Below are 14331 nucleotides of genomic sequence, written 5' to 3'. Positions count from 1 at the left end.
CCATCGCAGCTGATGCGCTTGTTGAGGGAAGGTATATATGAAAAAGCTGATCCGTTATCTATCCTGCGCTATTGTGGTTGGCATGGCTTCTGTTGTTACGGGGGGTGCCAATCCGATTATCGGCATGGGGTTTCCACCCGTATCACAGGCCGCCCATCGAGATTTTACCATTCGTGCCTTAGGAAATCTGGATATCGAGCATATCCGTATTGTTGAAAATTGGCGCAGACGCGGCATGGATCCTGATTTCTCCCCACTTGTACAGCGCATCACACATCTAAACGGCGCCGGAATAAAGGTCTTGCTGACTGTACAAAGCAATGGGCCCAATGCGGCCTGTGCTCGGCGCAATGCGCATTCCTGTTTGATCCGAGAAGATGCGCCATTTGAGGACTATCTAACGGGGTTACTGGCTGCGGTTGGCGACCATATTGAGGCCATTCAGTTTGGCAATGAATGGGACAATCAATTTGTGGGAACCAGTGCAGATTTTTTGAATTTGCACCAACGCTTTAGCTCTGTGGTGCGCGCAGAACGCCCCGAACTACCCATTGTATTGGGCGGGATCACAGGGCGTGCCGCATATGCACAGGCGGCCTGTGTGGAGGGTGTAGAAGTGCATATTCCAAATTTGGAAATTTCCGCGCAGGTGCATAAATTCTGCCGGAAAGAGGCTGGGCGAAATGCGCGGGCGCAGGCGGATGTGCGCCATGTGCTGGCGCACGCCGATTTTGATGCCGTGGATATCCATCTATATGATACCGAGGATTTGTGGCCAGCGGCGGTGCAGTGGCTTACGGCGCTTAGCCGCGGACGGGAGGTGTGGGTAACCGAATTTGGCGGGCCAACACCCGAGCTAGAGCCAAAAGACCCTGCCTATCAGTCCCAAAGATTGCGGGCCTATTTGGATGTGATTGGGCGCTTGCCGATTAAACGGGCCTATTATTTCAAGCTTTTGGATGATGATGGATCAATCCATAAACATTCTGGCCTATATGACAAGCGCGCGAAGCCCAAGCCCGCCCTAGAGATTTTCAGTCAGTATCAGAGATAATGGGGGTGGGCCGATCTGGCCCACCAGCCAATTACAGGGACAGTGATCCCATATCCAAGAATTTTTGCCGGCGCGATTTAATCAGGTTCGCTGGCTTTTTCTTTGACAGTTCGCCAAGCGCTTTTTCTATGGCGCTGCGCACGGTTTCAAATGTGGCGGCGTGGTCGCGCTGGGCGCCACCCACGGGTTCTGGCAGAACCATATCTGCGACACCCAGTTTCTCTAGGTCTTGGGCCGTTAGGCGCAGGGCCTCGGCGGCTTCGCGCATTTTTTCGGCGTCTTTCCATAGGATAGATGCACAGCCCTCGGGCGAGATCACGGAATAAACCGAATGTTCCAGCATCAACAATTTGTCGCTGGTGGCAAAGGCAACTGCGCCGCCTGATCCGCCCTCGCCAGTGATAATCGAAATCAAAGGCACGCCAACCTGTAGACATTTTTCCGTGGAGCGGGCGATGGCCTCGGATTGGCCGCGTTCCTCGGCACCTTTGCCGGGGTATGCACCAGGGGTATCCACCAAGGTGATGATCGGCAGGCCAAACTTATCGGCCATTTCCATCAGGCGGATTGCCTTGCGGTAGCCCTCTGGGCGGGCCATGCCGAAATTCCGCTTGATGCGGCTGGCGGTATCTGTGCCTTTTTCGTGGCCAATTACCATAACGGGTTGGTCGTTAAACCGCGCCAATCCACCCATGATCGCGAAATCATCTGCAAAGTTTCGATCACCCTGTAGGGGGGTGTATTCGGTGAACAATGCGTTGATATAATCCTGACAATGGGGGCGGTTTGCATGGCGTGCGACCTGGCATTTACGCCATGGGTTCAGATCCTTGTACAGATCCGCCAGCATTGTTTTGGCCTTGGCATCTAGGGCTGATGCTTCTTTTTCTACATCCAGTGCGTCCTCGGAATTGGCGGCCATGGCGCGCAGCTCTGCGGCCTTGCCTTCGATTTCGGATAGCGGTTTTTCAAAGTCTAGATAATTCTGCATCTACTTACTCTTGTTTGGTGGGCCGTATATGCCCAATGACGTTACGCAATACAACGCTTGGCGGGTTATTGTAAATCGGCAAAGGCGGTTTTTAGGCGGGCCAATGCCTCGATCAACTGTGCGCGGGGCAGGGCGAAGTTAAACCGAAGGTGGTTTTGGCCGCCCTGACCAAATGTTGCGCCGTGATTGGCGGCAATACGGGCCTGTTTTTGCACACGCTGTTGGTATTCCGAGGCGCTCATGCCGGTTTTGCTGAAATCAACCCATGCTAGGTAGGTGGCCTCTAGCTCCATCGACGACAGGGCGGGTATTTCTGTGATCGCTTGGTCGAACAACTTGCGATTTTCATCTAGGTATTTAAGGAGTTCTGTCAGCCATGCATCGCCAAAGGTATAAGCGGCTTGGGTGATTTCAATGCCGAAATTATTTACCGAAATTCCGTTTGCAGCGATGGTTGCCGCGAAGGTTTTGTGCAAGTCTGGATTGCTGATGGATACATTGCCACAATGCCCCGCCGCAAGATTAAAGGTTTTGGAGGCGGCGGTCAGCATGACCAAGCGGTCTCGAATCTCGGGGACGGCCACTGGCATGGGGGTGTATTTGGCCCCAAATGTTAGGTCATGGTGGATATCATCGGATAAAATAAGCAGATCATGACGCTGGGCAAATTCCGCCGCCTGTTCCAGCTCGGCCACCGACCAAACCCGTCCGCCTGGATTGTGGGGCGAGCAAAGAACCATTACCTTCTCGTTGCCGGTCATCTGCGCCTCATAGGCGTCAAAATCCATCTCATAGCGGCCATTGTTATTGGCCAATTCACAGCTGACCAACTGGCGCTGGCTGGCGTTAATGATTTTGGCGAAGGCGTGATAAACAGGTGTGAATAGGATGATCCCATCACCAGGTTTGGTAAAGGCCTGAAGGCATAGAGCCACCGCATTCACCAAGCCATGAGTTGAAAAGATATGTTCGGGGTTCAGATCCCATTGATGGCGACGATACATCCAGTCCGCGATAGCGTGGCGATAATTTCTGTCGTCACCATAATAGCCAAATACACCGTGTTGGCGCATGGCATCCAGCGCATCCAGCACCTGTTGAGGCGGTTGGAAGTCCATATCTGCCACCCACATCGCGGTGCCCTCGGATGGGGAAACTTGGTACAGCTTTTCCATTAAGTCCCATTTGGCACATTGGGTATTTACTCGATCAATTCGTGTGTCGAAATTCATGGGGGACTCCTTTGGGTCGAGACTAGCGCAAGGTGAGGGCGGTGCAAGGGCGAAATCATGTCCCACAAAAGGTTTTATAACCGCTGTTAACGGTGGCGGGGGGCTGTGCGTATTTGGTATCGACCATGGTATCGTCAAATGGCGATTTCAGGCGTGTCAGCAGGGACTTGACGGGGCCAAGATCACCCTCTGATTGGGCGGCATCAAGGGCCTGTTCCACCAGATGATTGCGCGGGATATAGATGGGATTATTGGCGCGCATTAAGGCGCGGGATTTTGTCTTATGTTCGCCGGCGCATCGCGCGCGGTAGCGGGCCTTCCAATTCGCAAATGCATCTATATCCTGAAACAGGTTTGGGTGTTCGCTACTAGATGTAAGGGCGCGAAATGCTGTGGTGAAATCTAATTTATGCTGTGCCAGCAGGTTTAGAAAATCATTGGCAAGATCTGCATCCCCGCCGTCCGCTGAGATCAACCCGAATTTTTTACGCATTTCAGCGAGCCAAGCGGCCTCGTAGGTGGGGGCAAAATCATCGATGATTGTTGTGGCCAGTTGGATGGCCGTGTCGTCATCATTGCTAAGCAACGGGAGCAGGGTCTCGGCCAGTCGGGCCAAATTCCAGCGCGCGATCAAGGGTTGGTTACCATAGGCATAACGTCCCTGCCGATCGATCGAGCTGAACACGGTTTTTAGGTCATAAGTATCCATAAAAGCGCAGGGGCCGTAATCGATGGTCTCGCCAGAAATGGCCATGTTGTCGGTATTCATCACCCCGTGGATAAACCCAACGGCGATCCATTTGGCGATCAATGCTGCCTGTCGATCCGCCACCGCACGCAGGAAATCCAAATAGGGGGTGTCGCTGGTGCTGATGTCGGGAAAATGGCGCGCAATTGCATAATCGGCCAGTTGCTTTACCTGATCATTTTGGCCGCGCGCCGCAAAGAATTGAAAGGTACCAACGCGGATATGGCTGCTGGCGATGCGGGTTAGCACCGCGCCGGGCAGGCCGGTCTCGCGTTGTACCCGCGCGCCAGTTGTGGTGGCGGCCAGGGCGCGGGTCGTGGGTATATTCAATGCATGCATGGCCTCGCCCATGATATATTCGCGCAGCACTGGCCCAAGGGCGGCCTTGCCGTCGCCATTGCGCGAAAATGGCGTCTGGCCAGAGCCTTTTAGCTGGATATCCATGCGCGCACCGCTGGGGCTGGTGATCTCGCCCAACAGAATCGCGCGCCCATCGCCCAATTGCGCCGAGAACCCGCCGAATTGATGCCCCGCATAGACCTGTGCCAGTGGGGCCGCCCCGGCGGGGATTTCAGCACCGGAGAACAGCGCCGCCTTGTTTTGATCTCTAAGATCAAGCCCCAATTCATCTGCTAGGGCAGTGTTGAACAGCAGCAGTTCGGGGCTAGGGGGGGCTTCTGGGCCCACTTCTGCATAGAAGCCCTGCATTTGATCGTAGAATGTGTTGTCGAATTTCATTCGCCCACTGTGCCCGTTTCGAAAGGGAATGAAAAGGTGCTAGGCAACTTGAACCCAGACGCGGATTGGCCTATGGCAAGGCATGAGCATTTTACCGATTATCCTGCACCCAGATCCACGTTTGAAGAAAACCTGTGATCCTGTTGAAACCGTCAGCAAAGAGTTGCGCCAATTGGCAGATTCGATGCTGGAAACCATGTATGACGCCCCAGGTGTTGGCTTGGCCGCGCCGCAAATCGGTACCTTGAACCGCCTGTTTGTTATGGATTGCGGCGATAAAGAAGTGCGCGATGAGCCGACGGTTTTGATCAACCCAGAAATCACATGGGTGTCGGAAGAGTTGAATACCCACAACGAGGGTTGTCTGTCTTTGCCGGATCTCTTCGAAGATATCGAGCGCCCCAAAGAGGTACGCATCAAGTTTTTGGATATCGATGGCACACCCCGTGAAGAGCAATATGATGGGTTGTGGGCCACCTGTGCGCAACACGAGTTGGATCATCTGAACGGGGTTTTGTTTATTGATCACCTGTCACGGATCAAGCGCTCTATGATGACCAAAAAGATGGTGAAATACAAAAAAGAAGTGGCGCGTGGTTGATGGCGATCAAGCGGTTTATACCCTATCCCGACAAGCGATTGCGCAGCGTCTGTGCAGATGTAACAGAGATCACCGATGCGGTGAAAGACGCATGGAAAGATATGTTTGACACCATGTATGCCATGCCCGGTGTTGGGCTTGGTGCCAATCAAATTGGGGTGATGCAACGCCTTGCGGTGGTTGATTGTCAGGATGATTTCAGCGGGCCGCTGATGATGGCAAACCCTGTGATACTACATGCGTCGGCGCAGTTGCGCGAACATGAGGAAGGCAGCCCAAACCTGCCTGGTGTTTGGGCCAAGATCAGCCGACCGCGCGCCGTAACCGTAGCTTATCGCGATGAAAGTGGTGCGGTGGTAGAAAAGGATTTGATCGGTATATGGGCCACATCCGTACAGCATCAAATTGATCATCTGAATGGCAAGATGTATTTTGATCATCTAAGCCCTGTGAAGCGCAAGATGCTGCTGGCCAAGGCCGCCAAGATTGCCAAAAAAGGATCAGAATAATGCGGGTTATCTTTATGGGCACGCCTGATTTTTCTGTGTCTGTATTGGATGCATTGGTGGATGCGGGGCATGACATTGCCGCTGTTTATTGCCAGCCGCCGCGCCGCGCTGGGCGGGGCAAGAAAGAGCGCCCAACCCCCGTACATGCCCGTGCGGATGCACTTGGGTTGCTGGTGCGCACGCCCCTAAATTTTAAGGATCCGGCCGATGTGGCAGAGTTTCAAGCCTTAAAGGCAGATGTGGCCGTGGTGGTGGCCTATGGTCTGTTATTGCCACAGGTGATTTTGGATGCGCCGCGCGCGGGTTGCTTGAATATACATGCCTCGCTGTTGCCGCGTTGGCGCGGGGCGGCACCTATTCACCGTGCGATTATGGCAGGGGATGCGCAGACTGGTATTTGCATAATGCAAATGGAGGCGGGCCTAGATACGGGGCCGGTTTTGTTGCGTGCCACCACGGATATTACGCGCCTTGATACGACACAGGCGCTGCATGATCGATTATCGGGTATGGGCGCGCAAATGATTTGTGATGCGCTGGGGCAATTGGCGGGCTTGGTACCTGTGCCACAGCCCGAGGATGGCGTGACCTATGCCAAAAAAATCCAAAAGGCAGAGGCCCAGATAGACTGGATGCGATCTGCGGATCAGGTGGATGCGCATATTCGCGGGTTGTCGCCCTTTCCTGGGGCGTGGTTTGCCATTGGGGATGCGCGGATCAAGGTGTTGATGAGCGAGGTTGTGGATGCCTCCGGGCCTGCGGGGCAGGTGCTGGATGATTCATTGACAGTGGCCTGCGGATCTGGGGCGGTGCGCTTGGTTACTCTGCAACGCGCGGGCAAGGGGCCAATGGCGGCCTCTGATTTTCAGCGCGGCTTTGAAATTGCAGAGAAAACCCTGCTTGGTTCTTAAAATCCATGCGATTAGTTCCTATTTATAGGATATAAGGAGGGCTGATGCCTATTTTATTGACAATAATCGTTGGGGCCGCGGCAGGAATGCTGGTGGCGTATTTGCTAAAGTTGAAGGTTTCGCCCTTCGTGGCGATTGCTATTGGGGTGATCGGGACGATTTTGGGCATGATTAGCTTGCGTGGGCTGATGGTTTTGATGGCGGGGGCCTCTACGGTGGCCAGCCTGTTTGTGGCCGCGTTATTTGGCTCGGCAGTGCTGATAATCCTGTACCGCGTGCTGTTTCGCAAAGATAAATAGCTATTTCGCGGGTTTAAAGGGCGCCATGCCAGCGCGGGCCAGTTCGTCGGCGCGCTCGTTTTCGGCATGGCCTGCGTGGCCCTTGATCCATTTCCAAGTGATGTCGTGGCGTTTGGTGGCCTCATCCAGACGCTTCCAGAGGTCTGCGTTTTTCACGGGCTTTTTGGCGGCGGTTTTCCAGCCGTTCTTTTTCCAGCCGAAAATCCATTTGGTGATGCCGTCTTTCACATAATTGCTATCGGTGACCAAGGTCAGGGCGCTGGGTTTTTCCAATGTTTCCAAGGCGGTGATGGCGGCCATCAGTTCCATCTGGTTGTTGGTTGTGTCTGGCGCACCGCCAGATAGCTCGCGTGATTTTAGAACCGTTTCGCCCTGTTTTGCAAATAACAATACCCCCCAACCTCCGGGGCCGGGATTGCCAGAACAGGCGCCATCGGTATATGCAAATAACTCGGCCATGATGGGATCCTTAGGCGGGTTGGCGCAGGATGCGCGGTACTTTGAATTCGATGTTCTCGACGGCGCTTTCGACCACATGACTGGTGACATCATAGCGGTCTGTAAAGGCGGATATCACCTCGGCGATCAAAACCTCTGGGGCGGATGCGCCAGCGGTGATGCCGATGGATTTAATGCCATCCAAGGCGCGCCAGTCGATATCAGCCGCGCGTTGTACCAATTGCGAATAGGCACAGCCCGATTTGCGCCCGACCTCGACCAAACGTTTGGAATTAGACGAATTTGGCGCACCAATCACCAGCAATGCATCCACATTTGGGGCCACATCTTTGACAGCCTGTTGGCGGTTGGTCGTGGCGTAGCAGATATCCTCTTTGTGGGGGCCAACGATATTGGGGAAGCGCGCCTGTAGGGCCGCTACGATTTCGGTCGTATCGTCTACGCTGAGGGTTGTTTGGGTGATATAGGCCAGCTGATCTGGATTGCGAGGGGCCAATTTGGCCACGTCGTCTGCTGTTTCTACCAGCAGGACTTCGCCCTCGGGCAATTGCCCCATGGTGCCGATGGTTTCGGGGTGGCCGTCATGGCCGATCATCACCATTTGTAGGCCATTGGCGGAGTGCCGTTCAGCCTCTATGTGCACCTTGGATACCAAGGGGCAGGTGGCATCAACATAGACCATATTGCGCGCCTGCGCGGCATTTGGCACGGATTTTGGCACACCATGGGCGGAAAAAATCACGGGTCGGTCATCGGGGCATTCAGACAGTTCTTCGACGAACACCGCCCCTTTGTCGCGCAGCCCATCAACCACGAATTTGTTATGCACGATTTCGTGGCGGACATAGACGGGTGCCCCCCATTTTTCTAGCGCCATTTCAACGATTTTAATGGCACGATCAACGCCGGCACAAAATCCACGCGGTGCGGCCAAATATAAAGAGAGAGGTTGTTTTGTCATGATGCGGTTTTAAACCGCAATTCAATCGGCGCGCAAGCAGATGCGCCGATAAGGCAAGAAAAAAGCCCCGTAGGGCTTTATCTTTTAATCTTCGGCGTGTTCGCCCACCTCTGCGGGGGCAAAACCCGGTGCATCGCCCTCGGGGCGGGGGGGGCGGCCAACCACGTCACGTAATTCGTCTAGTTCGATGAAATTATCGGCTTGGCGACGCAGATCGTCTGAAATCATTGGTGGCTGGGAGCGAATGGTGGACACCACAGAAACGCGCACGCCTTGGCGCTGTAGAGATTCAACGAGGGGGCGGAAATCGCCATCGCCAGAGAACAGCACGATATGGTCGACATGCGGGGCTAATTCCATCGCATTCACGGCCAATTCGATATCCATGTTTCCTTTAACCTTACGTCGGCCCATGGAATCGGTGTATTCCTTGGCGGTCTTGGTCACCATGGTGAACCCATTATAGTTGAGCCAGTCAACCAGTGGGCGTATGGGCGAATACTCTTCGCTTTCTAGTAGAGCGGTGTAATAGAATGCGCGGAGCATCTTCCCACGGCGCATAAATTCGGTACGGAGCAGTTTATAGTCGATATCAAAGCCCAATGCTTTGGCGGCGGCATATAAATTTGACCCATCAATAAAGAGCGCAAGACGCTCGTCTCGATAAAACATTCTTTTTCCTTTTTTCTCTTTAATTGCTTAATCGACAGTTAAGTCCGTTGCGTGTTAGACCCATCTCAAAAGCATGTGCAAAATACGCACCCGATTGGAATGTGCAAGATAAAATGACACGTAGTATTTCGAACACCACTATAATCGCCATCGGATCGAATACTTCAAAAGATATGCGCAAAGCTCATTCTCAAATCGTAGCCTCAATTGACCTTCTGTCAAGGAATGATCTAAAGGCCTTAAAAATTAGTGAATTCTACCGCACCCCAGCGTTCCCAAAGGGGGCTGGGCCTGATTTTATTAACTGTGCTGTTTTGTGCGAGACCATGCGGTCGGCCAATCAAATACTAGAAACACTGCATAATATAGAGAAACAGCTGGGGCGGGTGCGTAGCCTCAGGTGGGGGCAACGTAGTATTGATCTGGATTTGATCGCCCATCATGGCGAAATTGCGCCAGATTTAGAGACGCTACAGGGCTGGATTGATCTGCCGTTGGATCAGCAGATGCAGCGCACGCCGGAGCATCTGTTGCTGCCTCATCCGCGGCTACAGGATCGTGCCTTTGTGCTGCGGCCTATGGCGGATATCGCGCCGCATTGGCGCCATCCTGTGCTGGGGTTCAGCACATTGGAAATGTTGGCCAATTTACCGCAGATGGACAGAGATGAGATATCTCTGTATGATGCGTCGTCTTAGGCTTGCAAATCGCTGTAAAAATGCGTAAACGGCTGGTCTTGTAACCGCATTTGGCTGGAGAATGTTAGAATGGCACGTGTGACCGTTGAAGATTGCGTTGATAAAGTACCGAATCGTTTTGATTTGGTTTTGCTGGCGGCACATCGTGCGCGCGAAATTGCATCTGGTTCAGAAATCACTATTCCCCGCGATAATGACAAGAACCCTGTCGTGGCCTTGCGTGAGATCGCCGACGAGACATTGACCGCGGATCAATTGTTAGAGGCCGCGATTCAGAGCCACCAAACCCAAATCGAAGTTGATGAGCCAGAAGAAGACGAAATGGCATTGTTGATGGGAGCGGGTGATGACAAGCCAGGCGACGATATGAACGATGAGAACCTGTTGCGTGCGCTGATGGAAGCGCAAGAAGTAAAATAAGGTGATTCTGGGGAGGTCTCCCTCCCCAAAGGAGCTTGCCGAATGATCGATGTTGAGACGCTGGTCGATCACGTCAGAGAATATAACCCGAAAACCAATGCTGATTTGATTCGTCGCGCCTATGCCTATGGTATGAAGATGCACGAGGGTCAGAAGCGCCATTCAGGCGAGCCCTATTTTACCCACCCGGTGGCCGTGGCCGATATTATGGCCGAACAGAAGCTGGATGATGCTACCATTGTGACCGCTCTGTTGCATGACACCGTCGAGGACACCAAACTAACCCACCAAATGTTGGCCGCCGAATTTGGCGAAGAGATTTCGCAATTGGTAGACGGGGTGACCAAACTTACCAACCTAGAGCTATCATCCAAGCAAACCAAACAGGCCGAGAATTTCCGAAAGCTATTGCTGGCAATGTCCAAGGACCTGCGGGTTATTTTGGTAAAGCTGGGCGATCGGTTGCACAATATGCGCACCATCAAACATATGCCCGAGCACAAGCAGGTGCAGAAATCCCACGAGACTATGGATGTGTTCGCCCCGCTAGCGGGGCGTATGGGTATGCAGTGGATGCGCGACGAGCTGGAGGATCTGTGCTTTAAGGTGCTGAATCCAGAGGCGCGCAGCTCTATCATGCGCCGCTTTATCACCATGCGTGACAAAAGTGATGATCTGATCCCGCGTATTATCAAAGATATTCATATCTTGGTTGATGCCAATAACATCGAGGCCACAATCACGGGCCGCGAGAAGAAACCCTATTCTATCTGGCGTAAAATGGAGGAAAAGCAGCAGAGCTTCTCTCGCCTCTCAGATATTTACGGATTTCGCATTATCACCGAGACAGAGCAGGATGCCTATGCGGCCTTAGGGGCAGTGCATCAGCGCTGGACCTGTGTGCCCGGCCGGTTCAAGGATTATATATCCGCCCCCAAATCCAATGGTTACCGTTCGATCCATACCTCGGTGGCCGGGCGTGATGGTAAGTTGGTGGAGATCCAAATCCGCACCAAAGAAATGCACGAGGTGGCCGAGGTCGGCGTGGCCGCGCATTGGGCCTACAAGGATGGCAAACGCACGCACAACCGCTTCTCTGTTGATCCGCTGGAATGGTTGTCCAAGCTAACGGATGGTTTTGGCAATGTTGATGATGAAGATCACGAAGAATTCCTAGAAAATGTAAAGCTAGAAATGTTCTCGGATCAGGTGTTCTGTTTCACCCCTAAGGGGGATGTGATTAAATTACCCCGCGGTGCAACACCGATTGACTTTGCCTTTGCGATCCATACCCGCATCGGGTCTGCCTGTGTGGGGGCCAAGGTTGATGGTAGCCGCGTGCCCCTCTGGACGCGCCTGCGCAATGGGCAATCTGTAGAGATCCAAACTGCGGTGGCACAGCGCCCGCAGGCCACATGGATTGATATCGTAAAAACCGGGCGCGCCAAATCGGCCATTCGTAAGGCCCTGCGCGAGGATCATCAGGTGGGATATCGCAAGCTGGGCCAAGAATTGGCGCGGGTTGCATTAGAGCATGTAGGCAAAAGTGCCTCCCCCAAGGCGCTGGAAACCGCGGCGAGGAAAATGGGCCTAAAGGATCGCGACGAGTTATTGGCCCAAATCGGCAGTGCCGAGATCACAGGTGTGGATCTGGTGCGTGCGCTATACCCTGCATTGCTACAGGATCAAGCGGATCAGGCAGATACGCCATTGGCGAAAATTGTCGGCCTTAGTGCGGGGCAGTATGTACAGGGGGCGAATTGCTGTCAGCCCTTGCCTGGCGAACGGATTGTGGGGATTACCACCCGTGGTACCGGCGTGGAAGTACATTCAATTCATTGTGAGAAATTGGTAGATTACGAAGATCAGACCGAACGCTGGATTGACCTAAATTGGACACAGGGGCGTACAGAAACCGTACATATCGTTACATTAGAGGTGACGATGGCCAATTATACGGGGGTTCTGGGTCGCATTTGCATCTTGATCTCGGAACAAGAGGCCAATATCGCCGACATGCATTTTTCGGATCGCAAGCAGGATTATTTCCGGATTGCCATTGATATAGAGGTGCGGGATGTGAAACATTTGGCCAATGTGATCACGGCTGTTGAGGCAGATTCGGATGTGGCCGGTGTGGTGCAATCGCGGCGAAGCTCAGTGTCAAACGCGCAGTAAGAAAGATGTATTGAGTGTTCAAAAGACGTAATCCAGTAACCCTTTGGCAATGGTTCAAAGAAGGTTTTTACCCAAAGGCGGGGTGGCGACGGGTTTTGAATTATGTTGGACACCGCGTCAAGCGCCTACCTGATACACCCCATCGCATTGCGCTTGGGTTCTCTTGCGGGGCATTCGTGTGTTTCTCGCCGCTGTTTGGATTGCATTTTTTCTTGGCAGCAGGGCTGGCCTATGTTTTGCGCGGCAATGTATTGTCGTCCTTGATTGGCACGTTTTTCGGCAATCCGATCACCTTCCCGTTTATTGGCGCGATCAGCTATTCATTGGGCCAATGGATGACCGGAAATTCAACCGAGCGCAATGCATGGCGCAAGGCACGCGATGGGTTGGTGGATTTTGCGGAATCTTCTTGGGCCAATGTAAAATCGATATTTGGCTATGGGCCCAGCCGCTGGGATGGGTTTGTGGATCTGTTTCACGATTTTATGGTGCCCTATTTTATCGGTGGCCTTATTCCTGGGTTTATCACTGCATTGGTAATGTACTTCACCACCAAGCCCTTGGTGGCGGCCTATCAACAGCGGCGTAAAAAATATCTGTACCGCCGGCTGAAAGAGCGCCTAGCCAAAAAAACTGATACAGTAGAATAGGGCGCGGCCCCCAGCGATGCAAAGCGAAGGATTAAAGAGATGATAGAGCACGGCAATAAATTACGATTGGGTGTGAATATTGATCACGTGGCAACCCTACGCAATGCGCGTGGTGGAATGGTTCCTGATCCTGTGCGCGCGGCACTTTTGGCACAGGCCGCGGGCGCAGATGGCATCACCGCACATCTGCGAGAGGATCGCCGCCATATTCGCGACGGTGATATAGACATGTTGATGCAGGTTTTGCAGGTACCGCTGAATTTTGAAATGGCGGCGACGGATGAAATGCAGGCCATTGCCCTGCGCCACCGCCCGCATGCGGTGTGTATCGTGCCAGAAAAGCGCGAGGAGCGTACCACCGAGGGCGGATTAGATGTTCTGGGAGATGAGGCGCGCCTGACTGAATTCATTACCCCCTTGCGCGCGGCGGGGTGTCGTGTATCCATATTCATTGCCGCTGATCGAGGGCAAATCGAGGCAGCAGCGCGCATTGGTGCGCCGGTGATCGAGCTGCATACGGGTGCCTATTGCGATGCCCATGCAGAGGGCGATTTCGATGCGCGCGACGCAGAGCTGGAGCGCCTGCGCGATATGGCCGGCGTAGCGGCGCATCTAGGGCTAGAGGTGCATGCGGGCCATGGGCTAACCTATGACTGTGTTGGCCCCATTGCTGCCATCCCACAGGTAGCAGAGCTGAACATCGGGCATTTCTTGATCGGCGAGAGCGTCTTTATTGGCCTAGAGGCGGCCATGCGCCAGATGCGCGCGGCCATGGATACGGCACGTAAATGATTTTGGGCATTGGCACGGATTTGGCAAATATAGAGCGCATTCAGAAAACGCTGGATCGTTTTGGCGATCGTTTTAAAAACCGCGTATTCACCGAAATTGAACAGACCAAAGCCGAGCGCCGCCGAGATGTCGCCAGCACCTATGCCAAACGCTGGGCTGCCAAAGAGGCCTGTTCCAAGGCGCTGGGCACGGGGCTGGCGATGGGGATATCATGGAAAGACATGGCTGTTTCCAATTTGGCCTCGGGGCAACCGACGATGCACCTATCAGGCTGGGCGGCCAAGAAGATGGATGAGATGACCCCGGATGGGCATCGCGCCGTGGTGCATGTAACCCTGACCGATGATCACCCCTGGGCGCAGGCCTTTGTGGTGATCGAGGCTTTGCCTCATAGTGAATGATCGGTTGACTTAGCCAA

The 14331-nt window shown here is 53.5% G+C and carries 17 protein-coding genes; 11 read left to right on the top strand and 6 right to left on the bottom strand.

Annotated elements, in window-relative coordinates:
- The first annotated feature begins 37 nt into the window (after positions 1-37).
- Positions 38-1054 (top strand): hypothetical protein, encoded by a 1017-nt coding sequence (locus tag QQL62_RS06820; protein WP_284377146.1) that lies wholly within the window; start codon positions 38-40, stop codon positions 1052-1054.
- Between the two features lie 31 nt (positions 1055-1085).
- On the opposite strand, the gene QQL62_RS06815 is transcribed toward QQL62_RS06820, so the two are convergent.
- The 3 genes from QQL62_RS06815 to QQL62_RS06805 form a co-directional block, all read right to left on the bottom strand.
- Positions 1086-2045 carry an acetyl-CoA carboxylase carboxyltransferase subunit alpha gene (locus QQL62_RS06815; RefSeq protein WP_284377145.1) on the bottom strand — a complete coding sequence of 320 codons (960 nt, stop codon included), beginning with the start codon at positions 2043-2045 and terminating at the stop codon, positions 1086-1088.
- Positions 2046-2110: 65 nt separating this feature from the next.
- Positions 2111-3277 carry a MalY/PatB family protein gene (locus QQL62_RS06810; protein ID WP_284377144.1) on the bottom strand — a complete coding sequence of 389 codons (1167 nt, stop codon included), beginning with the start codon at positions 3275-3277 and terminating at the stop codon, positions 2111-2113.
- A 55-nt stretch (positions 3278-3332) separates the two neighbouring features.
- Complete coding sequence (locus QQL62_RS06805; RefSeq protein ID WP_284377143.1) at positions 3333-4763, bottom strand: protein adenylyltransferase SelO; 1431 nt, start codon at positions 4761-4763, stop codon at positions 3333-3335.
- Between the two features lie 82 nt (positions 4764-4845).
- Between QQL62_RS06805 and def (QQL62_RS06800) the strand changes: the two genes are divergently transcribed.
- The 4 genes from def (QQL62_RS06800) to QQL62_RS06785 are packed head-to-tail and all read left to right on the top strand — an operon-like array spanning position 4846 to position 7083.
- Positions 4846-5364: a peptide deformylase gene (gene def / locus QQL62_RS06800; RefSeq protein ID WP_284377142.1), complete on the top strand. Its 519-nt coding sequence runs from the start codon at positions 4846-4848 to the stop codon at positions 5362-5364.
- Positions 5364-5873, top strand: a complete 510-nt coding sequence (gene def, locus QQL62_RS06795) for a peptide deformylase (RefSeq protein ID WP_284377141.1) — start codon at positions 5364-5366, stop codon at positions 5871-5873. The genes def (QQL62_RS06800) and def (QQL62_RS06795) overlap by 1 nt, the downstream gene beginning before the upstream one ends.
- Positions 5873-6784 carry a methionyl-tRNA formyltransferase gene (fmt, locus tag QQL62_RS06790; RefSeq protein ID WP_284377140.1) on the top strand — a complete coding sequence of 304 codons (912 nt, stop codon included), beginning with the start codon at positions 5873-5875 and terminating at the stop codon, positions 6782-6784. The genes def (QQL62_RS06795) and fmt overlap by 1 nt, the downstream gene beginning before the upstream one ends.
- Before the next feature lie 44 nt (positions 6785-6828).
- The gene (locus QQL62_RS06785; RefSeq protein ID WP_284377139.1) at positions 6829-7083 is read left to right on the top strand and encodes a GlsB/YeaQ/YmgE family stress response membrane protein; all 255 of its coding nucleotides are present in this window, start codon (positions 6829-6831) and stop codon (positions 7081-7083) included.
- Here QQL62_RS06785 and rnhA read toward each other — a convergent pair whose 3' ends face one another.
- From rnhA to QQL62_RS06770, 3 genes are all read right to left on the bottom strand, one after another.
- Positions 7084-7542, bottom strand: coding sequence for a ribonuclease HI (gene rnhA / locus QQL62_RS06780; RefSeq protein WP_284377138.1), 459 nt, complete (start codon positions 7540-7542; stop codon positions 7084-7086). It lies immediately after the preceding gene.
- A gap of 10 nt (positions 7543-7552) precedes the next feature.
- On the bottom strand, positions 7553-8503 hold the full coding sequence (ispH, locus tag QQL62_RS06775) for a 4-hydroxy-3-methylbut-2-enyl diphosphate reductase (RefSeq protein ID WP_284377137.1): 951 nt from the start codon (positions 8501-8503) through the stop codon (positions 7553-7555).
- An 84-nt stretch (positions 8504-8587) separates the two neighbouring features.
- The gene (locus tag QQL62_RS06770) at positions 8588-9175 is read right to left on the bottom strand and encodes a LabA-like NYN domain-containing protein (RefSeq protein WP_284377136.1); all 588 of its coding nucleotides are present in this window, start codon (positions 9173-9175) and stop codon (positions 8588-8590) included.
- A 113-nt stretch (positions 9176-9288) separates the two neighbouring features.
- Between QQL62_RS06770 and folK the strand changes: the two genes are divergently transcribed.
- The 6 genes from folK (at position 9289) to acpS (ending at position 14314) form a co-directional block, all read left to right on the top strand.
- Positions 9289-9873 (top strand): 2-amino-4-hydroxy-6-hydroxymethyldihydropteridine diphosphokinase, encoded by a 585-nt coding sequence (gene folK, locus QQL62_RS06765; protein ID WP_284377135.1) that lies wholly within the window; start codon positions 9289-9291, stop codon positions 9871-9873.
- A gap of 69 nt (positions 9874-9942) precedes the next feature.
- Positions 9943-10293 carry a DNA-directed RNA polymerase subunit omega gene (gene rpoZ, locus QQL62_RS06760; RefSeq protein ID WP_284377134.1) on the top strand — a complete coding sequence of 117 codons (351 nt, stop codon included), beginning with the start codon at positions 9943-9945 and terminating at the stop codon, positions 10291-10293.
- Positions 10294-10335: 42 nt separating this feature from the next.
- On the top strand, positions 10336-12471 hold the full coding sequence (locus QQL62_RS06755; protein ID WP_284377133.1) for a RelA/SpoT family protein: 2136 nt from the start codon (positions 10336-10338) through the stop codon (positions 12469-12471).
- 14 nt (positions 12472-12485) lie between these two features.
- Positions 12486-13121 carry a DUF2062 domain-containing protein gene (locus tag QQL62_RS06750; protein WP_284377132.1) on the top strand — a complete coding sequence of 212 codons (636 nt, stop codon included), beginning with the start codon at positions 12486-12488 and terminating at the stop codon, positions 13119-13121.
- 39 nt (positions 13122-13160) lie between these two features.
- A complete protein-coding gene (locus tag QQL62_RS06745; RefSeq protein ID WP_284377131.1) occupies positions 13161-13913 on the top strand; it encodes a pyridoxine 5'-phosphate synthase in 753 nt (250 codons plus the stop codon).
- Positions 13910-14314, top strand: coding sequence for a holo-ACP synthase (gene acpS, locus QQL62_RS06740; RefSeq protein WP_284377130.1), 405 nt, complete (start codon positions 13910-13912; stop codon positions 14312-14314). The genes QQL62_RS06745 and acpS overlap by 4 nt, the downstream gene beginning before the upstream one ends.
- The last annotated feature ends 17 nt before the right edge of the window (positions 14315-14331 follow it).

Origin of the sequence: Amylibacter marinus, assembly GCF_030160015.1 — a bacterium.
In the GTDB taxonomy this organism is placed as follows: domain Bacteria; phylum Pseudomonadota; class Alphaproteobacteria; order Rhodobacterales; family Rhodobacteraceae; genus Amylibacter; species Amylibacter marinus.
This window is presented reverse-complemented; position numbering and strand designations above follow the sequence as displayed.